Source organism: Kitasatospora sp. NPDC094015 (genome assembly GCF_040304075.1).
Taxonomy (GTDB): Bacteria; Actinomycetota; Actinomycetes; order Streptomycetales; family Streptomycetaceae; genus Kitasatospora.
Genome location: NZ_JBEOUL010000017.1, coordinates 47,224 through 72,652, shown reverse-complemented (window position 1 = coordinate 72,652; position 25,429 = coordinate 47,224). Strand labels below are relative to the sequence as shown.

Annotated in this window: 16 protein-coding genes and 1 pseudogene; 8 read left to right on the top strand and 9 right to left on the bottom strand. The window is 74.8% G+C overall.

Annotated elements, in window-relative coordinates; genetic code table 11:
- Window positions 1-45: 45 nt before the first annotated feature.
- The 6 genes and pseudogenes from ABT014_RS21030 to ABT014_RS21000 form a co-directional block, all read right to left on the bottom strand.
- Window positions 46-315 carry a ribosomal protein L7/L12 gene (locus tag ABT014_RS21030; protein WP_350640516.1) on the bottom strand — a complete coding sequence of 90 codons (270 nt, stop codon included), beginning with the start codon at window positions 313-315 and terminating at the stop codon, window positions 46-48.
- A gap of 149 nt (window positions 316-464) precedes the next feature.
- On the bottom strand, window positions 465-2,498 hold the full coding sequence (locus tag ABT014_RS21025; RefSeq protein WP_350640515.1) for a multicopper oxidase family protein: 2,034 nt from the start codon (window positions 2,496-2,498) through the stop codon (window positions 465-467).
- A gap of 63 nt (window positions 2,499-2,561) precedes the next feature.
- Window positions 2,562-3,128: a Uma2 family endonuclease gene (locus ABT014_RS21020; RefSeq protein WP_350640514.1), complete on the bottom strand. Its 567-nt coding sequence runs from the start codon at window positions 3,126-3,128 to the stop codon at window positions 2,562-2,564.
- 106 nt (window positions 3,129-3,234) lie between these two features.
- Window positions 3,235-3,822 carry a sarcosine oxidase subunit gamma gene (locus ABT014_RS21015; RefSeq protein WP_350640513.1) on the bottom strand — a complete coding sequence of 196 codons (588 nt, stop codon included), beginning with the start codon at window positions 3,820-3,822 and terminating at the stop codon, window positions 3,235-3,237.
- Window positions 3,812-6,954, bottom strand: a pseudogene (locus tag ABT014_RS21010) (sarcosine oxidase subunit delta family protein). The gene ABT014_RS21015 and the pseudogene ABT014_RS21010 overlap by 11 nt, the downstream one beginning before the upstream one ends.
- A 168-nt stretch (window positions 6,955-7,122) precedes the next feature.
- On the bottom strand, window positions 7,123-8,340 hold the full coding sequence (locus tag ABT014_RS21000) for a sarcosine oxidase subunit beta family protein (RefSeq protein ID WP_350640510.1): 1,218 nt from the start codon (window positions 8,338-8,340) through the stop codon (window positions 7,123-7,125).
- Between the two features lie 238 nt (window positions 8,341-8,578).
- Here ABT014_RS21000 and betA point away from each other — a divergent pair, with 238 nt between their 5' ends.
- Window positions 8,579-10,240, top strand: a complete 1,662-nt coding sequence (gene betA, locus ABT014_RS20995) for a choline dehydrogenase (protein ID WP_350640509.1) — start codon at window positions 8,579-8,581, stop codon at window positions 10,238-10,240.
- A gap of 142 nt (window positions 10,241-10,382) precedes the next feature.
- The gene (locus ABT014_RS20990) at window positions 10,383-11,177 is read left to right on the top strand and encodes an IclR family transcriptional regulator (protein WP_350640508.1); all 795 of its coding nucleotides are present in this window, start codon (window positions 10,383-10,385) and stop codon (window positions 11,175-11,177) included.
- 18 nt (window positions 11,178-11,195) lie between these two features.
- On the opposite strand, the gene ABT014_RS20985 is transcribed toward ABT014_RS20990, so the two are convergent.
- Together ABT014_RS20985 and ABT014_RS20980 are read right to left on the bottom strand one after the other, a co-directional pair.
- Window positions 11,196-12,773 carry an amino acid permease gene (locus ABT014_RS20985; RefSeq protein WP_350640507.1) on the bottom strand — a complete coding sequence of 526 codons (1,578 nt, stop codon included), beginning with the start codon at window positions 12,771-12,773 and terminating at the stop codon, window positions 11,196-11,198.
- Between the two features lie 88 nt (window positions 12,774-12,861).
- On the bottom strand, window positions 12,862-14,358 hold the full coding sequence (locus ABT014_RS20980) for an aldehyde dehydrogenase family protein (protein ID WP_502895046.1): 1,497 nt from the start codon (window positions 14,356-14,358) through the stop codon (window positions 12,862-12,864).
- A 241-nt stretch (window positions 14,359-14,599) separates the two neighbouring features.
- Here ABT014_RS20980 and ABT014_RS20975 point away from each other — a divergent pair, with 241 nt between their 5' ends.
- Window positions 14,600-17,083 (top strand): GcvT family protein, encoded by a 2,484-nt coding sequence (locus ABT014_RS20975; protein WP_350640506.1) that lies wholly within the window; start codon window positions 14,600-14,602, stop codon window positions 17,081-17,083.
- A gap of 105 nt (window positions 17,084-17,188) precedes the next feature.
- On the top strand, window positions 17,189-18,310 hold the full coding sequence (locus ABT014_RS20970; protein WP_350640505.1) for an aromatic ring-hydroxylating oxygenase subunit alpha: 1,122 nt from the start codon (window positions 17,189-17,191) through the stop codon (window positions 18,308-18,310).
- Between the two features lie 48 nt (window positions 18,311-18,358).
- Here the strand turns inward: ABT014_RS20970 and ABT014_RS20965 are convergent, their stop codons facing one another.
- Complete coding sequence (locus tag ABT014_RS20965) at window positions 18,359-18,796, bottom strand: MarR family winged helix-turn-helix transcriptional regulator (RefSeq protein WP_350640504.1); 438 nt, start codon at window positions 18,794-18,796, stop codon at window positions 18,359-18,361.
- Window positions 18,797-18,917: 121 nt separating this feature from the next.
- Here ABT014_RS20965 and ABT014_RS20960 point away from each other — a divergent pair, with 121 nt between their 5' ends.
- The 4 genes from ABT014_RS20960 to ABT014_RS20945 all read left to right on the top strand — a co-directional run bounded on the left by ABT014_RS20960 (window position 18,918) and on the right by ABT014_RS20945 (window position 25,424).
- A complete protein-coding gene (locus ABT014_RS20960) occupies window positions 18,918-20,255 on the top strand; it encodes an aldehyde dehydrogenase family protein (RefSeq protein ID WP_350640503.1) in 1,338 nt (445 codons plus the stop codon).
- Window positions 20,256-20,345: 90 nt separating this feature from the next.
- Window positions 20,346-21,137, top strand: a complete 792-nt coding sequence (locus ABT014_RS20955) for a maleylpyruvate isomerase family mycothiol-dependent enzyme (protein WP_350640502.1) — start codon at window positions 20,346-20,348, stop codon at window positions 21,135-21,137.
- A 195-nt stretch (window positions 21,138-21,332) separates the two neighbouring features.
- Complete coding sequence (locus tag ABT014_RS20950) at window positions 21,333-22,508, top strand: FHA domain-containing protein (RefSeq protein WP_350640501.1); 1,176 nt, start codon at window positions 21,333-21,335, stop codon at window positions 22,506-22,508.
- Window positions 22,509-22,589: 81 nt separating this feature from the next.
- Window positions 22,590-25,424, top strand: coding sequence for a serine/threonine-protein kinase (locus ABT014_RS20945; protein ID WP_350640500.1), 2,835 nt, complete (start codon window positions 22,590-22,592; stop codon window positions 25,422-25,424).
- Window positions 25,425-25,429: the final 5 nt, after the last annotated feature.

Genomic DNA, 25,429 nt, shown 5'->3' with positions numbered 1-25,429 from the left:
CGGCCGTACGACTTCCGTAAGGCCCGCGCGCCCCGAGGCGCCCGGTCAGCCGCGACCCGCCAGGACCACCGGCTCCGCCGTGGCCCAGGCACCGGCAGCGCACAGGATCCCGGCGAACCTGCGCGCGTCCCTCTCGTCGATCTCCTCCAGCAGCCGCACCGGCGGCGCGGCGGTCACGGCCTGCTTGGCCCACCACAGCCCGAGGCCCGACATCGATCGGAAGGCCTTCGCGACCTCCATCGGGCTCGGGCCGACGTCGTGGAGCACCAGATCGTGGTCGACGTTGTCGCAGACGAGCGTCGCGTACAGGGTCACTCGAACCCACCTCCTCGGTAGCGTCCTCCGGCTTCCGAACGGCGGTGCGGGCAAGCCCAGTTGAGTGCCGGCCCGCAGCCGTTCGGGCACGCAGGAGCCTAGGTCCGACGCCACCGGCGGGCCAGTGGATTTCCGACGCCCCCGTGGCGTCAGCGGGGGTGGACGTCGAGGGGGCGCATCATTTCGTTGTCCTCGTGGTCGGTGATGTGGCAGTGCCAGGCGAACCGGCCGGCGAGGTCGAAGCGGAGGCGGATGCGGGTGATCTCGCGGGGGTGGGCGATCACGGTGTCCTTGTGGCCGGTCTCCCAGGGTTCGGGGGCGCGTACCGTGCCGCGGAAGGTCTCGCGTTCGACGATCTCCAGCATCACCTGGTGCACGTGGATCGGGTGCGCGTGGCCGGTGAAGTTGTACAGCTCCCAGAGTTCGACCGCGTGCTGGTCCGGGTCCTCCGTCACCTCGTCGCCCCAGCCGAGCGGCACCGGCCTGATCCGGCCCCGGCTGTCACGGGTGACGGTGCCGAGCATGGCCATCACCGGGGCGCCGCGGAAGGAGGTCGACAGGGTCTCGCTCAGCGACAGCTCGCGGGTGCGCTCCGGGGTGCCGAGCGGGGTACGGGCCGGCAGGGCCAGCCGCTCCGGCGGAAGGCTGGTGTCGGCCGAGGACGCCGCCGTGACCACGAACTTGAGCACCTGCCCGGTGGTGGCCGGATCGGCCGCCTCGAAGTCGCTGCCGGGCAGCCCGCCGCCGTACGCCTCGTCCGGGCCCTCGTTGATCAGATGGAGCTCGGCGCCGGCCGGGAGCCCGCCGAAGTCGACCACCACGTCGGCGCGTTCGCCCACCCCGAGCAGCACCTGGTCGAGCCGGGCGGGCGCGGGCAGGAAGCCGCCGTCGGAGCCGATCTGCCAGCACGGCAGGGCGGCCGCGGCGGGCCGTTCCGCCAGCGGGTCGGCGGCGATCTTCAGCAGCAGGGTCCGGGCGTTGCTCCCGTTCACCAGCCGGAACCGGTAGCGCCGCGCCTCCACCTCCAGCACCGGCCAGGTCCGGCCGTTGACCACCATGGTGTCGCCGAAGCTCTCCGGGTTCCAGATCGGCGGCACGTCGCTCTCGGGCACGAACGGGCCCTCCTCGGGCACGTCGCCGACGAACCCCCGGCCGGCCGGGAAGAACAGCGAGCCGTCGCCCTCGAACGACCGGTCCTGGATCACGATCGGGATCTCGCGGTACGCCGTCCCGGGCGCGTCCCCGGGCGCCGGCGCGGGGCCGGGCAGCGCACCGGCCGGCAGGTCGGCCTCGCCGCCGCGCAGCAGGTAGGTGCCGCACAGCCCGGCGTAGATGTTGAGGCGGGTCATCCCGAGCGTGTGGTCGTGCAGCCACAGGGCCGTCGCCCGCTGGTCGTTCGGGTACTCGAAGACGGCGGCGCCGGCCGGCCAGTCCGCCCCGCCGGCGTCGGCCGCGGCCCGGGCGAACCCGGCGTGGAAACTCCCCGTCCGGGCGTACCCGTCGGGGATGTCCACCGCGTCCGGCAGGTACCAGGCCTCGGGGTAGCCGTCCGCCTCCTGCGGGACCCGGGCGCCGTGCAGGTGCGGCACCATCGGCACCGGCCCCCGGTACGGCCCGGGGGTCGCGGTGAAGGTCGGCCGCGAGTCGCGCCCGTCCTCGCCACCGGCCGGGTTGGCCCAGTGCAGGGTCGGGTCGACGGGGAGCAGGTGCGGCAGGAACCGGCCCTGCGCGTCGAGGAGTTCGTTGGCCCACAGTGCGCGCACCGGGCGGCCGACGGTCGCCTCCAGGGGCAGCGCCGGGAAGTGGAACGAGTCCGGGTGCGCGGAGGAGCCGTAGCCCCACACCAGCGTGGCGGGCAGGCCGTCCGGCAGGATCTGCTGGCTGAACTGCCGCGCCGCCAGCCGGTACTGGTCGACCCCGCCGTCCGTCGCCACGGGCGGCATCGCCGGCAGCACCGGCAGCGGCGTCACGTACTTGGGCAGCGCCGCCGGATCGAGCCCGCCCACCCGCCGCGGACGGCTCCCGTGCCGCGGCACGCCGGCCGCGGCCTTCGCCTCCCCCGCGCCCACGACGACGGCGCCCGCCCCCGCCGCGACGGCCAGCAGCAACCGCCGCCGGCTCAGCGCGGTGGCGGACTGCTTCGGATCTGGTGTGTCGGCCGGAACGCCGTCGGTGAGATGCACAGGGACGATCCTAGGCACCAAACCGGACATTCCGTCACATTCGAACCATTTCGCGCCGCCCGATCAGAACCCCGCCGTGTCCAGCTCCACCCCGAACGGAGCCGGCAACCGCACCGCACGGCCGAACGGATACGGCCCCTCCACCCGGGTGTAGCCGAGCTCCCCCGGCTCCGAGAAGAGCGTGCAGGAGCGCTCCTGACGGTCCACCAGCAGGTACACCGGCGCCCGGAACTGCGCGTAGCGGCGCCGCTTGGCCGTACGGTCGGTGTCCCCGTTCGACGGCGAGGTCACCTCGACGACCAGCAGCGTCTGGTCGGGCAACAGCGCCCCCTCCGTCCTGGCGAGGTCGGCCGGCACCACCGCGAGGTCGGGGACGTAGAAGTTCTGCGTGCCCGGCAGGTCGAGATTGCCCGATCCGGCGCGCAGACCGAGTTCGCGCATCCGGGGGCCGATCTGTTCCCTGATCAGGTCGGCGGCGTTCTCGTGGGCCCAGGACGGCGACATGGGGGTGATGACTCCCTCGATGATCTCGACCCGGCCGCCCACGATGTGCTGGATGGCGTACTTCAGTGCCTGTTCCGGGTTGGGAACCCGGGTGTAGTCCCCGGGACTCTCGTGCGCTGTGCTCACCTGTCGCTCTCCCGTCCGGATTCCGCGTCACGACTCTGCGCATTTCGGTGACTACAGATGTTACCCACCCAGGTCGGTCGGGCGGAGCCGGCGGAGTCACGGTCGGTCAGGGGCTCAGGGTCGGGTCGGCCATCGCGTCGAGGAGCCAGTCGGCGAGGTACTGGGCGTAGGAGTTGCGGACCAGGAGGCGGTAGTGCGGTTCGGGGTCGAGCTGGTCGATGATCACGTTGACCTTGGAGACCAGGGTCTGGGCGCAGCGGCCGGGCGCGAAGGCGCGGGGGTGCAGGTCGAGCGCGCAGCCCTTCTCCAGGACGGTGCGGGCGGCGGGGCCGGCCAGGTCGAGGGTGGTCCGGTGGGCGGAGACGTCGACCAGGGAGGCGACTTCGCCGTGCAGGGCGGCGCGCAGCCGCCGTTCCGCGTGCGGGGCGCCGCCGTCCGGGCCGACCAGCAGCCATTCGTCGGGGCCGAGCCAGAGCACCCGCTGCTCGCCGCAGACCACGACGGTGTTGGGCTCGGACGGGAGGGCCGCGCCCAGCGCGTCGGCGACCCGGGCGGTGGCCAGGCCGGGCCGGACCCGCAGGTCGAGCTGGCGCAGGAAGGGGACCTCGCGCAGCCGGGCGCCGGGGGTGCGGGTCCCGGGGAGGTGGGCGAGCGGGCTGCGGCGCAGCGGGTCGGTCCGGCTGTCAGCCGTCACGGCGGGCTCCCTTCGGGTCGAGCAGGACCGGTTCGGTGACGGTGGCGGCGATCACCCGGCCGTCCGGGAGCGGGGCGTGGACCACCTCGCCGATCCGCTCGTCGCCGCCCTCCAGCAGGGCGAGTGCGAAGCTGCGGCCGAGCGCGGCGCTGCGGTAGCTGGAGGTGACGTGTCCGAGCATGGGTGTCGGCGGGGTGGGCGACACCGTTGCGGAGGCGATGAGTTGGGCGCCCTCGGGGAGCACCTCGTCCGGGTCGCAGGGCAGGAGTCCGACCAGCCGGCGGCGGTCGGGCCGCAGGTTGTCGGGGCGGCTGTGCGAGCGGCGGCCGATGAACTCCTTGCGCCGGGAGACCGCCCAGTCCAGCCCGAGGTCCTGCGGGGTGACGGTGCCGTCGGTGTCCTGGCCGACGATGGGGTAGCCCTTCTCGGCGCGCAGCACGTGCATCGCCTCGGTGCCGTACGGGGTGATGCCGTGCGGTGCGCCGGTGGCGAGCAGCGCCTCCCAGAGTGCGAGCCCGTGCCAGCTCGCCACGTTGATCTCGTAGGCGAGTTCGCCGGAGAAGGAGATCCGGCAGATCCGGGCCGCGAGGCCGGCCACCTCGGCGTGCCGGACGGCCATGAAGGGGAACGCCTCCCGGGAGACGTCGAGGCCGGGTGCGAGGACGGCCAGGACGGACCGGGAGGCCGGGCCGACCACGGCGGCCGTCGCCCACTGTTCGGTCACCGAGGTGCAGTGGACCCGCAGTTCGGGCCATTCGGTCTGCAGCCACTCCTCCAGCCAGTCGAGCACGGCCGCGGCGTTGCCGGTGGTGGTGGTCAGGTAGTAGTGGTCGTCGGCGAGGCGGACGGTGACGCCGTCGTCGAGCACGGTGCCGTCGGTGCGGCACATCACCCCGTAGCGGGCCGAGCCGACGGCGAGGCCGGCGAAGCCGTTGGTGTAGACGCGGTCCAGGAACGCGCCCGCCTCGGGGCCGATCACGTCGATCTTGCCGAGGGTGGAGGCGTCCAGCACGGCCACCGCCGTCCGGGCCGCCCGGCACTCGCGCTGCACGGCCTGGTCCAGGGATTCGCCGGGGGCGGGGTACGCGCGGGGCCGGCGCCACTGGCCGACGTCCTCGAAGACCGCGCCGTGCGCCAGGTGCCAGGGGTGGATCGGGGTGGTCCGCACGGGGTCGAAGAGCCGGCCCCGCTCGCGTCCGGCCAGCAGGGCGAAGGAGACCGGGGTGCGGGGGCCGCGGAAGGTGGTGGTGCCGACCTCGCCGGGCGAGGCCGTGCCGAGCAGCCGGGAGATCACCCCGAGCGCGGCGGTGCCGGCGGCCTTGCCCTGGTCGTGGGCGGTGCCGATGGTGGTGTAGCGCTTGATGTGCTCGACCGACCGCATCCCGGCGCGCACGGCCCGGTGGACGTCGGCCACGGTGGCGTCCCGCTGGGTGTCCACGAAGTGTTCGCGCCAGGTCTCCGGGCGGCCCTCCTCGGCCGGCACCAGCCACACCGGGCGCGGCGGGGCGGGCACCGGGTCGCCCTCGCTCGGCGGTACCGGCGGGGCCTCGACCGGGAAACCGGCCCGGCCGGCGGCGGCCGCCCCGGCCCGGAAGCCCTCGGCCAGGCAGCCGGCCAGGTCGTAGGTGCCCCGGGCGGAGCCGGCGGTGCGGACCTCCTGGGCGGCGCGGTCCGGGACGAAGGCGGCGATCGCCTCGTCCCAGCGCAGGCTGCCCCGCGACTGGCTCCACAGGTGCACGTCGGGGGTCCAGCCGCCGGAGACGGCCAGCAGGTCGGCGGCCAGCTCGCGGACCGGTCCGCGCAGCTCGTCCGCCGCGTCCAGCCCGGCGACCCGCACCGCGGCCAGCCGGGGCGCGCCCGAGGTGCCGACCACGGCGGAGCCGGGCAGCACCTCGATGCCGGCCGCCCGGGCGGCCGCCACCAGGGCGGCGGGCGGCCGGGGGCGGGTGTCCACCAGGGCGGCGACCGGGACGCCGGCCGCGACCAGGTCGAGCGCGGTCCGGTAGGCGTGGTCGTTGGTGGTGAGGACCACGGCGCGGCCACCGGGACGCACGGCGTAGCGGTGCAGGTAGCTGCGGACGGCGGCGGCGGACATCACGCCGGGCCGGTCGTTGCCGGCGAACACCATCGGGTGCTCGTACGCGCCGGTGGCGAGGACCACCTGCCGGGCCCTCAGGTGCCAGAGCCGGTCCCGAGGGGCGCCCGGCGGGATCTCGGCGGGGGCGAGGTGGACGGTCCGGCGCTCGGCGACCAGCAGGTGGTTCTGGTCGTGGTGGCCGATGGCGGTGGCGCGGGTGAGGATCCGCACCTCGGGGGTGGCGGCGAGTTCGGCGCGGACGCCCGCCACCCAGTCGGTGGCGGGGCGGCCGTCGATCCGCTCCCGCCCGGAGAGCAGGGCGCCGCCCAGCTCGGGCTGGTCGTCGACCAGCACGGTACGGGCCCCGGAGCGGGCGGCGGTCAGGGCGGCGGCCAGCCCGGCCGGTCCGCCGCCCACCACCAGGACGTCGGCGTGCCCGTACATCTTGTCGTGCACGGCCTCGTCGGGGCCGTCCGGCAGCCGGCCGAGACCGGACAGCGAGGTCGCCACCAGGCCGTCGTACAGCTCGACGGTGGTGGCGGTCAGCATCGGCTCGTCGACCTGGACGAGGGCGTGCGGCTCCGCACCGCCGGCGGTGGCGATGCCGCGCGGGCGGCGGCGGTTGAGGCTGGGCGCGACCTCGATCACGCCGTTGGCGAGCAGCGCGGAGGCGAGGGTGTCGCCGCGGTGGCCGGTGCGGCTGACGCCGTCGAAGGTGAACCTGAGCGGGGCGGCCCGGTCGATCCGGCCGCCGTCGGGGAGGCGGTGCGACTGCGTCACGTGATCACCGGCTTCGGCCGGCCGGCCGGGTAGGCGGCCAGGATCTCGTGGGTGACGGTGTGCCGGATGACGTTGAACCAACGGCGGCAGCCGGCGGCGTGCGACCAGCGTTCGGCGAACAGGCCCTTGGGGTTGTCGCGGACGAAGACGTACTCGGCCCACTCGGCGTCGCTGAGCGCCTGCGGGTCGGCCGGGTGGGCGACGTGGGCCTGCCCGCCGTAGTGGAACTCGGTCTCGTCGCGCTCGCCGCACCAGGGGCAGGCGATGAGCAGCATGTGGTCCTCCCGTCGGCTCCGGTGCCCCGGCTTCGGCGCGCCGGCGCGGGTGTCGGTGTGGGTTTCGGTGTGGGTTTCGGTGTGGTGGCGCGGGGTGCGCCGGATGGTGGTCCGCGGCCGGCCGGCCGGCCGAGAGTGGCTGCGGCTCCGGTGTCCGGCGGCCGGCGGTCAGTGCGCGACGGCGGCGGCGCCGTGCTCGTCGATCAGGGCCCCGGTGGTGAACCGGTCGAGCGCGAAGGGTGCGCCCAGCGGGTGCGGCGCGCCGGTGGCGAGGGTGTGGGCGTAGACCCAGCCGGAGGCCGGGGTGGCCTTGAAACCGCCGGTTCCCCAGCCGCAGTTGACGGACAGGCCGGGGACCGGGGTGTCGCCGATGATCGGCGAGGCGTCGGGGGTGACGTCCACGATGCCGCCCCAGGTGCGCAGCACGTGCGCGCGGGCGAAGATCGGGAAGAGTTCCAGGGCGGCGGCCATCTGCTCCTCGATCCGGTGGAAGGAGCCGCGCTGGCCGTAGCCGTTGTACGGGTCGATGCCGGCGCCCATCACCAGCTCGCCCTTGTGGGCCTGGCTGACGTAGACGTGCACGTGGTTGGACATCACCACGGTCGGGTGGACCGGCCGGAGCAGTTCGGAGACCAGCGCCTGGAGCGGGTGGCTCTGCAGCGGCAGGCGCAGCCCGAGCAGGTCGGTGAGGGTACTGGTGTGCCCGGCGGCCGCGAGGGCGACCTGCCCGGCGCCGATCCGGCCGCGGTTGGTCTCCACCCCCACCACCCGGCCGCCGGCCCGGACGAAACCGGTCACCTCGCAGCCCTGGATCAGGTCGATGCCGTACGCGTCGGCCTTGCGGGCCAGCGCCCAGGCGACGTGGTCGTGCTTGGCGATCCCGGCCCGGCGCTGGAGGGTCGCACCGAGCACCGGGTACCTGACGTCCGGGGAGGTGTTGACGATCGGGCAGAACTCCCGGACCTGGTCGGGGTCGAGCCACTCGGCGTCGATCCCGCCGAGCCGGTTGGCGTTGACCCGGCGGGTCGCCTCGCGGACGTCCTGGAGGGTATGGGCGAGGTTGAGGACGCCGCGCTGGCTGAACAGGAAGTCGTACTCCAGCTCCTCGGGGAGCGCCTCCCACAGCCGCAGCGCGTACTCGTAGATCGCCGCGCTGGCGTCGCAGAGGTAGTTCGAGCGGATGATCGTGGTGTTCCGGGCCATGTTGCCGCCGGCCAGCCAACCGCGTTCCAGCACGGCCACGTTGGTGATGCCGTGGTTGCGGGCGAGGTAGTAGGCGGTGGCCAGGCCGTGGCCGCCGGCGCCGACGATCACGATGTCGTAGGACGGTGCGGGGTCGGGGCTGCGCCACAACCGGTCGGGGTGTTCGGGCAGTTCGTGGGACATCGCGTCACGCCCCTCGACAGTGTCTCGGACTACGCACACTGTTGCGTCAGCGACAACAGCAGTCAAGAGGGCCCGCCGTCGTCTTGACGCCGCCCGGCGCCGGGGGAAAACTGTTGCGCCATCAGAACTCGGTTCCGTATGAAGCAACGTCTGACGCCGATCCGACCCCGAAGCCGGTCTCAGCCCCGTTCAGCAGGCACCCCGACGGGTGCCGACCGAGAGCCAGGGCAGGAACACCATGAGCTTGCCGCAGTACGACTTCATCATCGTCGGCGGAGGATCCGCCGGGTGCGCGCTCGCGGCGCGGCTCAGCGCCGACCCGGGCAACCGGGTCCTGGTGCTGGAGGCCGGCCGGCCGGACCACCGCTGGGACGTGCTGATCCACATGCCCGCCGCGCTCACCATGCCGATCGGCAACGCCCGTTACGACTGGAAGTACGAGTCCGAACCTGAACCCTTCATGAACGGACGGCGGATCTACCACGCCCGGGGCAAGGTGCTCGGCGGCTCCAGCAGCATCAACGGCATGATCTTCCAGCGCGGCAACCCGCTGGACTACGAGCGCTGGGGCGCCGATCCGGGCATGGCGAGCTGGGACTACGCGCACTGCCTGCCGTACTTCAAGCGGATGGAGAACTGCCTGGCCGACCCGGACGGCGAATTCCGGGGCCACGACGGCCCGTTGGAGCTGGAACGCGGGCCGGTCGCCAACCCGCTGTTCAACGCCTTCTTCGAGGCCGTCCAGCAGGCCGGGTACCGGCTGACGGACGACGTCAACGGCTACCGCCAGGAGGGGTTCGCGGCCTTCGACCGCAACCTGCGGCGCGGCCGGCGGCTCAGCGCGGCCCGCGCCTACCTGCACCCCGCGCTGGGCCGCCGCAACCTGGAGGTGCGCACCGGCGCACTGGTCACCCGGGTCCTGGTCGAGGGCGCCCGGGCGGTCGGCGTGGAGTACGCGCGCGGACGCTCGGGCCGGGTCGAGCGGGTGCGCGGCGGACGGGTGGTGCTGTGCGGCGGGGCGATCAACTCCCCGCAGCTGCTCCAGCTCTCCGGGATCGGCAACGCGGACGAGCTGACCGCGCTCGGGATCGCACCGGTGCACCACCTGCCGGGCGTCGGCGAGCACCTCCAGGACCACCTCGAGGTCTACGTCCAGCACGGCTGCCGCCGCCCGGTCTCGCTGCAGCCCCAACTGAAGCTCTGGCGGCGCCCGTTCATCGGTGCGCAGTGGCTGTTCGGCCGCCGGGGTCCTGGGGCGAGCAACCACTTCGAGGGCGGCGGGTTCGTCCGCTCCAACGAGGAGGTGGACTACCCCAACCTGATGTTCCACTTCCTGCCGGTCGCGGTCCGCTACGACGGTTCCGCCCCGGCCGGCGGCCACGGGTACCAGGTGCACATCGGCCCGATGTACTCGGACGCCCGCGGCTCGGTGAAGATCCGCTCGCGCGACCCCCGGGTGCACCCGGCGCTGCGCTTCAACTACCTGTCCACCGAGCAGGACCGGCGCGAATGGGTGGAGGCGATCGAGGTCACCCGGCACATCCTCGGGCAGCCCGCCTTCGCGGAGTACAGCAGCGGCGAGCTCTCCCCCGGCCCGGCGGTGCGCACCCCGGAGCAGGTCCTGGACTGGGTCCGGCGCGACGGCGAGACGGCGCTGCACCCGTCCTGCACCTGCCGGATGGGCACCGACGAGCTGTCGGTGGTGGACCCGGCCACCATGGGCGTGCACGGCGTCGAGGGCCTGCACGTGGTGGACGCGAGCGCGATGCCGTACGTGACCAACGGGAACATCTACGCCCCCGTGATGATGATCGCCGAGAAGGCCGCCGATCTGCTGCTCGGCAACGCCCCCGAACCCGCCGACCGCACCGGGTTCTACCGCCACCGCAAGGCCGGGTGACGCACCGGATGCCCGCACCGGACGAGCGCGACCCGTGGCCGGTTCCGGCCGTCCTCCGGCCTGCCCGAAAGGCCCCGGAGCTCGGTCGACGGGCTCGTCAAAGCCCTTTCACCAGGCCGGAATCGATGCATAATGTTGCGCCATGAGCAACAGCGAGAGACCCGCCGGGCCGCCCCGGGAGACCGGGTCCCCGGTGCAGTCCGTCGACCGGGCCGTGACCATCCTCGAACTCCTGGCCCGCCGGGGTGAGGCCGGGGTCACCGAGATGGCCGCCGCGCTCGGGGTGCACAAGTCCACCGCCTTCCGGCTGGTCGCCGCACTGGAGCTGCGGGGGCTGGTGGAGCAGCCGGGCGAGCGCGGCAAGTACCGGCTCGGCCTGGGCCTGGTCCGGCTCGCCGGGGCCGCCACCGCCCGCCTGGACCTCTCGCAGCAGAGCCGGCCGGTCTGCGAGCGGCTGGCGGCGGAGGTGGCGGAGACCATCAACATCGCGATCCTGGACGCCGACGCGGCCGTCAACATCGACCAGGTGCTGGGCCCTTCGGCCGTCACCACGCACAACTGGGTGGGCCAGCGCACCGCGCTGCACGCCACCTCCAGCGGCAAGGTGCTGCTCGCGCACCTGCCGGTGGCGGCCCTCGACCACCGCCTCACCGAGCCGCTGGCCGCCTACACCGCGCGCACCATCACCGACCCGGCCCGGCTGCGCGAGCAGCTGGCGGCCGTCCGGATCGACGGATTCGCCTGCACGGTCGAGGAGTTGGAGACGGGGCTGAACGCGGTGGCGGCGCCGCTGTTCGCCTACCACGGCCAGGTGGTGGCCGCGATCAGCGCCTCCGGGCCCTCGTACCGGCTTTCCGAGCAGCGGCTGCTGGAGGTGGGCTCCGCGGTCCGCCGGGCCGCGGCGGAGATCTCGGCGCGGCTCGGCCACGTCCGCTGAGCCGCGCCGGAGGTGGCCTCAGGCCTCGGTTGCCGTACCCGCCGCGACCCGCTCGCCGCCACCGGTCCGACGGGCCAGGTAGACCCCCGCGCCGACCGCGGTGACGAGCGCGACGAAGAGCACCGCGCCCCACCGGAAGTACCAGTGGTCGCTGCCGTAGACGGCGGCCCGCGGCCAGGCGAGGTTCACCGTCATCGCCCCGCCGTAGACCACCGCGACCAGGTTGACGGCGGTGCCCCAGCGGCCGAGCCCGAACCGGGCGCCGTGCCCGGGCCGCGGCCACTCGCCGCGCAGCCGGCGCAGCAGCAGCGGTGCGGTGACCATCAGGTAGGGGATGTAGAACAGGATGATCGCGACCGAGGTGAGGATGTAGAACACCCGCTGGTTGCCGATGTTCACCAGCAGCAGGCCGATCGTCAGCGCGCCGGTGAGCAGGGCGGGCACGGCGGGGGTCCGGGAGCGCGGCGAGACCCGGGCGATCGCGGCCGAGAACGGCAGCCGGCCGTCGCGCGCCATCGCGAACAGCAGCCGGATCGCGGCGGTCTGCACGGCCAGGCAGCACACCGTGACGGCGATCGCCGAGCAGATCAGGAAGGCGTCGCCCAGCGCGGTGCCCAGGGTGGACTTGAGCAGGTAGGGCATGCCGAGGGTGCCGAGTTCGGCGGCGTCGATGTCGCCCACCGCCATCATGCCGACCAGCATCAGCAGCCCGCCGGCCAGGAAGGCCGCGGAGATCGCCCGGATGATCGCGCGCGGGGCGTGCCGGCGCGGCTCCTTGGTCTCCTCGGCCAGCGATCCGGCGGTGTCGAAGCCGTAGAACACGTACGCGCTCATCAGCGAGGCCACCAGGAACGCGCCGAGGTAGCCCCAGGAGTGGCCGGCGCCGGTGCCGCCGGTGTGCAGCACCACCTGCGGGCCGCGGCGGACGTGCACGGCGAGCATCACGATCAGCAGGGTGACGCCGATGAGCTCGACGCCCACCCCGAGATTGTTGATCTTCGCCATCAGCCGGACGCCGATCAGGTTGACCGCGGTGGTGAACACCACCAGGCCCAGCGCCAGCAGGATCGCGTTCCGCGCGCCGGCGGGGGTGGTGGTCAGCCCGGCGTCCTCGGGGCCGCCGACGATCTGGAAGGCGGCGGAGACCTGCGGCAGGATGATCTGGTACGCGACCGCGACGGCCGCCGCCGTGACCACCGAGCCGATCACCATGATCCAGCCCGCCAGCCAGGAGGTGGCCGGCCGGGCGATCTGCTTGGACCACTGGTAGACGCCGCCCGCCAGCGGGAACTGCCCGGCCAGCTCGGCGAAGCAGAGCGCCACGGCGAGCTGGCCGAGGAAGACCAGCGGCCAGGTCCAGATGAAGGCCGGCCCGCCGGCGCCGAACCCGAAGCCGAAGAGCTGGAAGACGCCGGTCATGATGGAGATGTAGCTGAAACCGGCGGCGAAGCTGGAGAACGAGCCCAGCGAGCGCTCCAGCTCCTGCCGGTACCCGAAGCGCGCGAGGTCGCGGCTGTCCTCCCCGGCGGGGCCCGGCGGGGCCGCCCCGGACGCGGGCTCGACGGTCGGTCCGGTGGTGCCTGATCGCTCACTCATCGGGACGCTCCAGGGGCGGCGGGGCTGCGGGGGAGGTCGTACGGCGGGGCGCTCGTGCAGGGGCTCGGTGGTACAGGGGCGCGCTGGTTCAGCCCGCGAACCAGCGCTGCGGCGCCGGGTCGAGGGTGCGCCAGACGTGCTTGGTCTCCTGGTACTCGCGCAGCCCCGCCGGACCGAGTTCGCGGCCGGTGCCGGACTGCTTGTAGCCGCCCCACTCGGCCTGCGGGACGTACGGGTGGTAGTCGTTGATCCACACGGTGCCGAGCCGCAGCCGGGCGGCGACCCGCTCGGCCCGGCCCGCGTCCCCGGTCCAGACCGCGCCGGCCAGGCCGTACGGGGTGTCGTTGGCGAGCGCGAGCGCCTCGGCCTCCTCCTCGAAGGTCTCCACCGTGAGCACCGGGCCGAACACCTCCTCGCGGACCACCGCCATCCCGGCATGGCACTCGTCCAGCACGGTCGGGCGCAGGAAGTACCCCTTGCGCAGGACCTCCTCGCGGGGCCGGCCGCCGCCGGCCCGCAGCACCGCGCCCTCGGCGAGCGCCCGGGCCACGTGCTCCTCGACCTTCGCGCGGTGCTCCGCGGAGATCAGCGGGCCGCTCTCGGTCTCCTTCGCGAGGCCGCTGCCCAGCCGGATCAGGTCCGCCCGCCGGGCCAGCTCGGCGGTGAACTCCTCGTGCAGGCTGCGGTGGAGCAGCAGGCGCGAGCCCGCCGAGCAGACCTGCCCGGAGTGCAGGAAGGCGGCGGTCAGCGCGAAGTCCACGGCCGCCTCCGGGTCGGCGTCGGCGAAGACGATGTTGGGGTTCTTGCCGCCGAGTTCCAGCGCGAGGCGCTTGACGGTGCCGGCCGCCGCGCGCATCACCGCTCGGCCGGTGGCCAGACCGCCGGTGAAGGAGACCAGGTCCACCATCGGGTGCTCGGTGAGCGGGGCGCCGACCGCGGCGGGGCCGAGCAGCAGGTTGATCGTGCCGTCGGGCGCGCCGGCCTCGGCCAGCCGGTCCTGGAGGAGCTCGAACAGCCGGATCGTGGTGAGCGGGGTGAGCTCGCTGGGCTTGGCGACCACCGTGTTGCCGGCGGCCAGCGCCGGGGCGACCTTCCAGCAGATCTGCAGCAGCGGGTAGTTCCACGGGGTGATCAGGGCGCAGACGCCGACCGGTTCGTGCAGCACCCGGCTGACCGCGTCCGGCCGTCCGGTCTCCACCGTCCGGCCGGCGTCGGTGGTGGCTAGCGCGGCGTAGTAGCGCAGCACCGCGGTGGCGTCGTCGACGTCGGTGCGGCTCTCGGCGAGCGTCTTGCCGGTGTCCAGGGTCTCCAGCAGGGCGAGTTCCTCGCGGTGCCGCTGGACCGTGTCGGCGGTGGCGGTCAGCACGCCGGCGCGGCGGGCGGCCGGGGCGCCGGACCAGGCGCCCTCGTCGAAGGCGGTCCGGGCGGCCCGTACCGCCTCGTCCACCTCGGGGGCGCCGGCCTCCACGACGGTGGCCAGCAGGCTGCCGTCGCACGGGTTGACGACCCGTCGCTCGCCGCCGTCCCGCGCCGCGGTCCAGGCGCCGCCGATCAGCAGGGAGTTCGGGTTCCTGATCGGGCGCACGACGCCGCCTCCTCCTCCCGAGTTGCTCCATCCGAGACGGGTGTCCCCATACGCAACCCGATGACGACCCAGCATGGGAGGCGCGTCCGGCGCCGTCAAGACAACGCGTCAATCCGACGCAAACGCCCACGAGTTGACGGGGCCTTCTTGACAGCCCCGGCGACCGCCCCGACGCTGTGCCTGATAGCGAAGCGCTGTGCACGATGCGCAACTGCGGCCTCCCGAGAGGACGGACCCGACAGTGACAGCCCGCCCGAAGACAGCCCGCCCGGACCGCACCTCCCCCAAGGTCGTCGTGATCGGCGCCGGCATCGTCGGCTGCGCACTCGCCGACGAGCTGACCGCCCGCGGCTGGACCGACGTCACGGTGCTGGAGCAGGGCCCCCTGTTCGCCACCGGCGGCTCCAGCTCGCACGCGCCCGGCCTGGTCTTCCGCACCAACGCCTCCAGGACCATGACCGGATTCGCCGCCCGCACCGTCCGCAAGTACGCGGCGCTGGAGCTGGACGGGCGGTGGTGCTTCCGGCCGGTCGGCGGCCTGGAGGTGGCCACCACCCCGGAACGGGTGGCCGAGCTGGAGCGCCGCCGGGGCTTCGCCACCGCCTGGGGCCTGGAGAGCCGGCTGCTCGACCCCGACGAGTGCGCCGCGCTGCACCCGCTGCTCGACCGCGAGCGGGTGCTCGCCGGCCTGCACACCCCGGGCGACGGCCTGGCCCACGCGCTGCGGGCCGGCGAGGCGCAGGCCCGCAGCGCCACCGGGCGCGGCGCGCGGTTCCTGGCGCACCACCGCGTCACCGGCATCGACTCCACCGCCGGACGGGTCACCGGCGTGGCCACCGACCGGGGCGCCTTCCCGGCCGACGTGGTGGTCTCCTGCGCCGGCTTCTGGGGACCGCGGATCGGCCGGCTGGCAGGCCTGACCCTGCCGCTGGTGCCGATGGCCCACCAGTACGCCCGGACCAGCCCGCTGCCCGCGCTCGCCACGGCCCGCGCCACCGAGGCCGAGGAGGCACGGCTGCCGATCCTGCGCCACCAGGACCGCGACCTGTACTTCCGCGAGCACAGCGACCGGATCGGCATCGGCTCCTACGCCCACCGTCCGATGCCGGTCGACCTGGACGCCCTGGACGGCCGACCGGCCGGCGGCCCGATGCCCTCGGTCCTCCCCTTCACCGAGGAGGACTTCGGGCCCTCCTGGCAGGACGCCCGCGAGCTGCTCCCCGCGCTGGCGCAGGGCAAGGTCGAGCAGGGCATCAACGGCGTCTTCTCCTTCACCCCGGACGGCTTCCCGCTGCTGGGCGAGAGCGCGCAGCTGCACGGCTTCTGGGTCGCCGAGGCGGTCTGGGTGACGCACTCCGCGGGCGTGGCCGCCGCGGTGGCAGCATGGCTGGTCGACGGCCGACCCGGCGCCGACCTGCACGAGTGCGACGTCAACCGGTTCGAGGAGGCGCAGCTCGCCCCCTCGTACGTGCACCGGCGCAGCTGCCGGAACTTCGTCGAGGTGTACGACATCGTGCACCCGCTGCAACCCGCCCTGGAGCCAAGGCCGTTGCGGGTGAGCCCGTTCCACCGGCGGCAGTGCGAGCTGGGCGCGTACTTCCTGGAGGCCGGCGGCTGGGAGCGTCCGCACTGGTACGAGGCCAACGGCGCGCTGCCCGCGGTGGCACAGGTGCCGCCGCGCGGGGAGTGGGCCTCCCGGTACTGGTCGCCGATCGCCGGCGCGGAGGCGCTGGCCACCCGGGAGCGGGTCGGCCTGTTCGACATGACCCCGCTGCGCCGGCTGGAGGTGACCGGGCCGGGCGCGCTCGCCCTGCTCCAGGGCGCCACCAGCAACCAGCTGGACCGGCCGGTCGGCACGGTGACCTACACCCTGCTGCTGGACGAGGCGGGCGGCGTGCTCAGCGACCTGACGGTGGCCCGGCTCGGCGAGGAGGAGTTCCAGGTCGGCGCCAACAGCCGGCTCGACCTGGTCCGGTTGAGCCGGCTGCTGCCGGCGGACGGCCGCACCCGGATCCGCGACGTCACCGGCGGCACCTGCGGCATCGGCGTCTGGGGTCCGCTCGCCCGCGACCTGGTGCAGCCGCTCACCGCCACCGACTTCTCGCACCGCGGCTTCGGGTACTTCCGGGCCCGGCGCGCCCACCTCGGCGAGGTGCCGGTCACCGCCCTGCGGGTCAGCTACGTGGGCGAGCTCGGCTGGGAGCTGTACACCAGCGCGGAGCACGGCCAGCGGCTGTGGGACACCCTGTGGGCGGAGGGCCGTTCGCTGGGCGCGGTCGCGGCCGGGCGCAGCGCGTTCGACAGCCTGCGCCTGGAGAAGGGCTACCGCGCCTGGGGCACCGACATGACGCCGGAGCACGACCCGTACGAGGCCGGGCTCGGGTTCGCCGTCCGGCTGGACAAGGGTCCGTTCACCGGCCGGGAGGCGCTGCTGGCCGCCGCCGGGCGACCGCCCGCGCGCCGGCTGGCCTGCCTGGTGCTGGACGACCCGCGGGCGGTGGTGATGGGCCGGGAGCCGGTGCACGTGGCGGGCGCGCCCGCCGGGTACGTCACCAGCGCCGGCTACGGGTACACGGTCGGCCGTTCGATCGCCTACGCCTGGCTGCCCGCCGCGAGCGCCGGGCCCGGCACCCGGGTCGAGGTGGAGTACTTCGGGGCGGCACTGCCCGCCACCGTGGCGGCCGAGCCGCTCTTCGACCCGGCGATGGCCTGCATCCGCCGCTGACCGCACCGCGCGGTGCCACCCCCGCCGACCCGAACCGCACCGCCCTGCACCGCCCCGCCCCTCGCTCAGCTCACCGCCCCCGCCCCCTCACGAAAGGCCACCCAGGTGACCGGCACCGAGCTCCCGGCCAGTCTGATCCGCACCCTTCCCGGCTCCGCCTACACGGATCCGCAGGCCTTCGCGCGGGAGCAGGAGCGGATCTTCGAGCGGATGTGGTTCTGCACGGTGCGGGCCTCCGACCTGGCGGCGCCCGGCCGGTTCCGCACCGTCCAGGTCGGCCGGGAGAGCGTCCTGGTGACGAGCGACCGCGAGCACGCCGTCCGCGCCTACCTCAACGTCTGCCGGCACCGCGGCGCACGGCTGTGCACGGAGGAGGCCGGCGAGGTGCGGCGGACCTTCCGCTGCTCGTACCACGCCTGGACGTACGGTCTGGACGGTCGGCTGGTGGCCGCGCCCAACCTGGCCCGGATGCCCGACATCGACCGGACGGAGTACGGGCTGGTCCCGGTGCACGTCCGGGAGTGGCTCGGCTACGTCTGGGTGTGCCTGGCCGCGGACCCGCCCTCGTTCGAGCAGGACGTGATCGGCGCGGCGACCGAGCGGCTCGGCGACCCGGCGGCGATCGACCACTACCAGGCGGACGCGCTCGCGGTGGGCCGCACCATCCGCTACGACGTGCGGGCCAACTGGAAGCTGATCGTCGAGAACTTCATGGAGTGCTACCACTGCGCCACGATCCATCCCGAACTGACCGGTGTGCTGCCGGAGTTCGCCGGTGGCTACGCCGCGCAGTACTACGTCGGGCACGGCGCCGAGTTCGCCGCCGGGGCGGAGGGCTTCACCGTCGACGGCAGCGCGGGCGTGGACCGGATCCCCGGCGTCACCGCCGAGCAGGACCGCCGGTACTACGCGGTCACGGTGAAGCCGCAGGTGTTCGTCAACCTGGTGCCCGACCACGTGATCGTGCTGCGGATGTACCCGCTGGCGGCCGACCGCACGGTGGTGGAGTGCGACTGGCTCTTCCTGCCGGAGGTGGTGGACTCGGGGCGCGACCTGGGCCCCTCGGTGGAGCTGTTCCACCGGGTCAACCTCCAGGACTTCGAGGCCTGCGAGCGCTGCCAGCCCGCGATGGACTCCCGGGCCTACCGGGCCGGCGGGGTCCTGGTGCCCAGCGAGCACCACATCCGGTCCTTCCACGACTGGGTGGAGGACCGGCTGAAGGACTGAGCGGCGCGGGACGGCCCCGGTCCGGGCAGGTTTCGGTCCGGGACGGCCTCAGTCGGGGAAGACCTGGTCGAGCAGCCGCCCGAGCGCCTCCCGGTCCGGGGCAGCCAGCGCCGCCAGGCCGTCGAGGTCGGCCAGCACCCCGGCGCGGATCCGCCGGACCGCCTCCTGGCCGGTCTCGGTGAGCAGCACCAGCTTCACCCGCCGGTCGGCCGGGTCGGCCTCGCGGCGGACCAGGTCGCGCGCCTCCAGCCGGTCGATGATCCCGGTGACGTTCGAGGCGTCGCAGGCGAGCAGCTCCGCGAGGGTGCGCATCGGCATCGGCCGCCGGAGCAGGCTGAGCACCTTGCCCTGCATCAGGGTGAGGCCGTCGCCCGCGGCGACGGCGGCGAAGTTGCGGTAGTAGGCGGCCGCGGCCCGGGCGAGCCGGTCCATCAGCTCCCCGGGCGAGGGCGGGGCCGGAGGGTTGGGCGGCGCGAGGCTGGTCATGAGTGCAGTGTAGGCGGAATTGTTTGACATCCTTAACTATTGAGGTCTACCGTCCAATCATTGGTTGAGTACTTCAACCATCCATGCCCCACACGGCCCCCACTCCCCCGGAGCGCCCCGCATGACCTCCACCGAGACCCCGCCCGCCACCGCCGCCGCCGATCCGGCCACCGTCGTGGCCGGTCTGCGCGCCACCTTTGCCACCGGCCGCACCAAGCCGCTCGCCTGGCGCCTGGCCCAGCTGGCGGCGCTGCGCGCCCTGCTCACCGAGCACGCGGACGAGTTCCTGGCGGCCCTCCGCGCCGACCTCGGCAAGGGTCCCACCGAGGCGTACCGGACCGAGGTCGGCTTCACCCTCAACGAGCTCGACCACACGGTGGCGCACCTGGAGGAGTGGCTGCGGCCGAAGCCGGCCGCCGTGCCCGAGGTCTTCCGGCCCGCCGAGGCCCGGGTGATCCGCGACCCGCTCGGCGTGGTGCTGGTGATCGCCCCGTGGAACTACCCGCTGCAGCTCGCCCTCGCCCCGCTGGTCGGCGCGCTGGCGGCCGGCAACACCGTGCTGGTCAAGCCCAGCGAGCTGGCCCCGGCCACCTCGGCGGCGATCGCCCGCCTGCTGCCCCGCTACCTCGACCCGCAGGCCGTCGCGGTCGTGGAGGGCGCCGTCGAGGAGACCACCGCCCTGCTGGAGCAGCGCTTCGACCACATCTTCTACACCGGCAACGGCGCGGTCGGCCGGATCGTGATGGCCGCCGCCGCCCGCCACCTCACCCCGGTCACGCTGGAGCTCGGCGGCAAGAGCCCCGTCCTGGTGGAGCCCGGCGTCGACCTGGCCGCCACCGCCCGGCGGATCGCCCGCGGCAAGTTCATGAACGCCGGCCAGACCTGCGTCGCGCCCGACTACGTCCTGGCCATCGGCGACACCGCCGCCGACCTGGAGGCCGAGCTGGCCGGCGCCGTGCGCGCGGCGTACGGCGAGGACCCGTCGGCCGACCCGGAGTACGCGCGGATCGTCAACGGGCGCCACTTCGACCGGCTGACCGCCCTGCTGGACAGCGGCCGGGTGGTCACCGGCGGCGTCCACGACCGCGCCACCCGCTACCTCGCGCCCACCGTGCTGGCCGAGGTGGCCCCGGACGCCCCCGTGATGAGCGCGGAGATCTTCGGGCCGATCCTGCCGATCGTCGCGGTGCCCGACCTGGACGCGGCGATCGCCTTCGTCAACGAGCGTGACAAGCCGCTGGCGCTGTACGCGTTCACCGCCTCGGAGCGGACCAAGGAGCGGCTGGCCACCGAGACCTCCTCCGGCGCGCTCGCCTTCGGACTGCCGGTCTCCCACCTCGCGATGCCCGACCTCCCGTTCGGCGGCGTCGGCGAGAGCGGGATGGGCCGCTACCACGGCGAGTACTCGATCGACACCTTCAGCCACCTCAAGGCGGTCCTGGACAAGCCGCTCGGCTGAGCCCGCGGCGCCCGCGCCCGCCGTACGACCCAGGCCGACCGCCTGACCCGCACCGACAGCCCGACCCGCACCACCGGAGAGAAGCCCCGCATGACGACCCCGCCCCGCCCCGGCCACCGTCCGGCCCAGGTCGACCACCCGGCGGCGGTCGCCGCCGAGACCGCGCGCTTCGCCGCCGTGGTCGCCGCGGCCGACCCGGCCACGCCCGTGCCCACCTGCCCCGGCTGGACGCTGGCCGACCTGGTCCGGCACGCCGGCAGCGTCCAGCGCTGGTTCTCGGTGCTGCTGCACCAGCGCGTCCAGCAGCCGCCCCGCAGCCGCGAGGTGGACCTTCAGCTGCCGGCCGACCCCGCCGGCTACCCCGACTGGCTGGCCGCGAGCGCCGAGGTGGCCGCCACGGCCTTCGCCGCCACCGGCCCGGACGAGCCGATGTACGCCTGGGGCGCCGACCAGCACGCCCGGTTCTGGGCCCGCCGGATGCTGTTCGAAACCCTGGTGCACCGGGTCGACGCCGAACTCGCCCTCGGCGTCGAGCCGTCGATCGACCCGGCGACGGCAGCCGACGGCGTGGACGAGTTCCTGGTCAACCTGCCCTTCGCCACCCTGTTCGCCCCCGACGTGGCGAAGCTGCGCGGAGCCGGTGAGACCATCCGGTTCCGCCGCACGGACGGCGACGGCGACTGGCTGGTCCGGCTGCGGCCGGACGGCTTCGCCCTCGACCCCGCCGCCACCTCCGGCACCGAGGCCGACGCCACCGTCCGGGGTACCGCCGCCGACCTGCTGCTGCTGGTCTACGGCCGCCTGCCGCACCGCGCCGAGGTGTTCGAGCTCGACGGCGACCAGGCCCTGCTGGACCACTGGTTCGCCCACTCGGCGTTCTGAGCACCCGCCCCGGCCCGACCTCCCCGGCCGGGCCGGGCCTGCTCCGCATCCGACCGAAAACCTGTTCCGTCCACCCTTCTTGACGGTGCATCAGCCACCGCTCACCGGAATGCCCGACCAGGGCGTATCCGGCCGCGCGGGGCGCTAGTCTCGGCTTCTGTACCGGGTGTCGGGCGGCCTGGGGGGTGAGGGGACTTGGCGGACGACCTGGCGGCACTGCGCCGGACGGAACGCCACCTGCGCGGCGAAGCGGGTCGGGCCGACTACCTCGTCGACCTCTCCAACGTGGTCCGGGACACCGCTCTCGGCGGCTCCACCCCGCGCTCGCTGGATCGGCTCCGGCAGGTGCTACGGGCCCTGCGCGAGCTGACCGGCGACCGGGAGGTCACCGTCCACGCGATCGCGGACGAGAGCCTGCTGAACCCCCGGTACGACCACGAGTTCCCCGACCCGGCCCAGGCGCCGCTACTACGCGAGTGGCGCGACCGCGGCCTGATCGCCGCCCTCGGCACCGCCGACCCCGACCTGCTCGACCACGCCCAGGTGTTCGGCACCCCGGTCATCAGCAGCGACCTCTTCAAGGGCCACCGGGGCGCGCACCCCTGGATCCAGGGGGACCGCGAGCACTTCCTCGGCCCCGAGCGTTCGGGCGGCCGGGTGCGGCTGGCCACCCGGGACATGCGGCACTTCGCCGACCAGGTGGTCTCCCGCGAGGGCGAGCGCGACGCGCTCAGGGCCCGCAACCTGCTCGACTTCCGGGGCCGGCCACGCTCGGACGTCCTCGAACGCTCCTGGCACTGCCCCCGGCCCGCCTGCCACCCCGGCCCCGCGATCCGCGGCGGCAAGGTGGTCTGCCGCTCGCACGGGACGCTGCTGACGGACGCCGGCCCCCGGCGGCCCCGGGTCCAGCTGAAGATCCTGGTCGACGGGGTCTGCCGGGCCTGGGAGAACGTCACCGAGCACGAGGGCCGGGAGTTCGTCCTCGGCCGGGGCAACCTCGGCCGGATCGAGCAGTGCCACCTGACCGAGCACCGACTGCTGACGATCAGCCGGCACCACCTGCTGATCGTCCCCCGCCGGGGCGTCCTGGAGGTCCTCGACACCAGCAGGGCGCGCAGCCGGGTGCGCACCCTGCGGCCGGGCGGGGAGCCCGGCCCGTGGAAGGCGCTGCCGCACCGCACCGGCGACATCGCCGGCGGGACGTCCCGACCGCGGTGGCGCGCCTTCGGCCCGGACGACGAGATCGAGCTGGTGGCCGGGGTGGTGCTGCGCCGCAGCGGCCAGCGCTGGCCCGGGGAACGCCCCGAGGGCGTACGCGCCAGACCGTCCCGACGGCCGGGGGACGGCGGCGGGCTGACCCGTACGGGGTGAGCCGGGCGGACGGACGGGGGTTCGGCCGGCGCTACGGGACCGGTGCGGCGTGACGGGGTGGACGGGAGGAAGGGGAGCCGGATGGAGCCGCTCAGCGACGGCGATCCCGACATGATCGGTCCCTACCGGGTGTTCGCCCTGCTCGGCCGGGGCGGGTGGGGCAACGTCTACTTCGCCCGCAAGGAGTTCGGCCGGGCGGTCGCGATCAAGACCATCCGGCGGGACCACCTGGAGCAGCACCCCGACCGGTTCCGGAGCCGCTTCGCCCGGGAGGTCGAGGCGGCCCGCGCGGTCGATCCCGCGTACACCGCCCGGCTGGTCGACGCGGACACCGGCGCCGCCGCGCCCTGGTTCGCCACCCGGTACATCCCCGGCGTGAACCTGGCCCAGGCGCTCGACCGGCACGGCGGCCCGCTGCCGCTCCGCACCTGGCGGGTGCTGGCGGCCGGGCTGGTCGACGCCCTGCGCAGCATCCACGCCGCGGGCCTGGTCCACCGCGACCTCAAGCTCGGCAACGTCCTGGTCGCCGTCGGCGGACCGTTCGTCATCGACTTCGGCATCGCCCGCCACCTGGCCGCACCGGACGGCGCCACGCTCACCGGGACGGGAGTGGTACCCCGGACGGCCACCTTCGCCGCCCCCGAGCAGCTGCGGGACGAGCGGGTGGGACCGCCCTGCGACATCTTCGCGCTGGGCCTGGTGCTGGCCTACGCCGCCCTGGACCGGCATCCGTTCGGTCCGGGCTCCACGGCGCAGATCGCCGCGGGCATCCTGCACGGCCGGCCCCGGCTCGACGGCCTGACGCCCGGCCAGGCCAAGATCGTCCGGCCCTGCCTGGAGCCGCAGCCGAGCCACCGGCCCACCCTGCCGGAGCTGGCCGCCCTGCTGGCGGCGGGCGCACCCGCGCAGGACGGCGACTGGCTGCCGGCGACGCTGCGCCGGATGGTCACCGAGCGCACGGACGTGGCGCTCGACCTGGAGGAGCCGATCCGCCCCGGCCGGCCCACCCCGCCATCCGCGCTCCGGGCCGGGACCACCACTGCGCCGGCGGCCCCGAGCACCCCGAGCGTCCCAGGTGCCCGGCAGCGGCACGAGCACGACCTGAGCGCGCCGGCACCGGGCTCCACGGCGCCGGGCGTCACCACCGCGTCCCCGGCCCGGAACCCACCGCCGGAGGCACCGGGGCCGGCCGGCCCGCCCGGTGCCGAGTTCCTTGCCGCCGCCGAGGCCGGCAGCAGCGAGGCCATGCGCCAGCTGGCGGCCCGTTGCAAGCGGGCCGGCGACCTGGAGTCGGCCCTGCACTGGTTCGGCCGGTCCGCCGCCGCCGGCAACCCCGCCGGTGCCCGCGAGGCGGCGCAGCTGATCGAGCAGCACCTGCCCGAGCGGGAGCCGGAGGCCAGGGCGCTGTACCGGACGGCGGCCGAGGCGGGCGATCTCAACGCGGCCATGCGGCTCGCCCGGCTGCTGGAGCAGGACCCGGGCGGGGCAGGGCGGGCCGAGGCCCTGGAGTGGTACGCCAGGGCGGCCACCCAGAAGTTCGGCCGGGCGGACCGGGCCCTGGCCCGCCTGCTGGCGACCGCACCCACGCCCGCCCCGGCCCCCTCCCGGAGCCCCGCCCCTGACTCCTCCCCCGCGTCGTCGCCCGAGCTCGGCGACCTGGTCGGCGACCTGGTCGGCGGCCTGTTCGGCGGCGAGGAGGAGAACCAGGACGACGACCGCGCGATCCTCCGCGAGCACCGCGCCGCCGCCCTCAAGGGGAAGATCAACTCACTGCTGCTGCTGGGCCATTGGTACGAGACCCGGGGCCGCGACGCGCAGGCGCTGGACTGGTACCTGCGCGCAGCGCAGGCCGGCCACACCCACGCGATGCTGCTCGCCGGGAGGCTGCTGGAGCGGGATCCGGCCCGCCGATCGGAGGCGCTCGCCTGGTGGGACCGGGCCGCCGAGGCGGGCAACACCGAGGCGATGCTCAGGACCGGACGCCGGCTGCTCGACGCGGGGCTGCCGGGTGACGCGCTCGCCTGGTTCACCCGGGCCGGCGGGCAGGGGAACGTGGTCTCGATGGCGGAGGCGGCCCAACTGCTGGAGCAGGCCGGCCGCACGGACGAGGCGCTCGACTGGTACCGGCGGGCGGCGGCCAAGGGCCACGCGGCCGCCGCCGGCGGGGTGGAACGCCTGCGGGCCGCCCCGGCAGCGCCGGCGCCCGAGCCGGCCCCCGAGCCGGCCCCTGAGCAGTCCCCTGAGCAGTCCCCTGAGCAGTCCCCGCCGGCCCCGCCGTCCCCCCGGCCGAAGAACCGCAAGGCCGAGGCCGCCGCGGCCCGCGCGCAGGCCCAGGCCGAGGAGCGCACGGGCCGCCCGCAGGACGCGCTGCGCAGCTACCTGCTGGCCGAGCAGCTCGGCCACCCGGCCGCCAAACGGGAACTCGCCCGGCTCTGCCTGCACCTCAGCGAGCTCACCGCCGACCCCGCCGAACGCCGCAGTCTGCGCAAGCGGGCCCTGAAGCGCTACCGCGAACTGGCGGAGGCCGGCGAGCTGCAGGCCATGCAGGCCCTGACGGAGCTGGACCCCGCCAACGCCGGCCGGTGGCACCTGCGGGCCGCCGAGGCGGGCAGCACCCGGGCCATGCGCGCGGTGGCCCGCGCCCACCTCGAAGCGGGCACCGACCCGGACCTGCGGGCCGCCCTCGACTGGCTCCGCCGCGCCGGCGAGGGCGGCAACACCGCCGCGGTGCTGGACGCCGCCCGGCTCTGCGCCGACCGCGGCGAGTACCGCGACGCCCTGGACTGGTACCACTGGGCGCAGGAGAGCGGAAGCACCCGCGCCACCCAGGAGATCGCCCGCCTGGAGGCGCAACACCCGGGCATCGCCCTGTGGCGCCGCGTCTCGGACCGCGTCCGCCGCTCCTGGGGGACGTAGGCGCT

Bases quoted from the DNA above. Each gene is read 5' to 3' on its own strand.
- ABT014_RS20965 (WP_350640504.1), bottom strand. From the start codon at position 18,796: ATGACCAGCCTCGCGCCGCCCAACCCTCCGGCCCCGCCCTCGCCCGGG.
- betA (WP_350640509.1), top strand. From the start codon at position 8,579: ATGAGCTTGCCGCAGTACGACTTCATCATCGTCGGCGGAGGATCCGCC.
- ABT014_RS20960 (WP_350640503.1), top strand. From the start codon at position 18,918: ATGACCTCCACCGAGACCCCGCCCGCCACCGCCGCCGCCGATCCGGCC.
- ABT014_RS21000 (WP_350640510.1), bottom strand. From the start codon at position 8,340: ATGTCCCACGAACTGCCCGAACACCCCGACCGGTTGTGGCGCAGCCCC.
- ABT014_RS20955 (WP_350640502.1), top strand. From the start codon at position 20,346: ATGACGACCCCGCCCCGCCCCGGCCACCGTCCGGCCCAGGTCGACCAC.
- ABT014_RS20985 (WP_350640507.1), bottom strand. From the start codon at position 12,773: ATGAGTGAGCGATCAGGCACCACCGGACCGACCGTCGAGCCCGCGTCC.
- ABT014_RS20990 (WP_350640508.1), top strand. From the start codon at position 10,383: ATGAGCAACAGCGAGAGACCCGCCGGGCCGCCCCGGGAGACCGGGTCC.
- ABT014_RS20945 (WP_350640500.1), top strand. From the start codon at position 22,590: ATGGAGCCGCTCAGCGACGGCGATCCCGACATGATCGGTCCCTACCGG.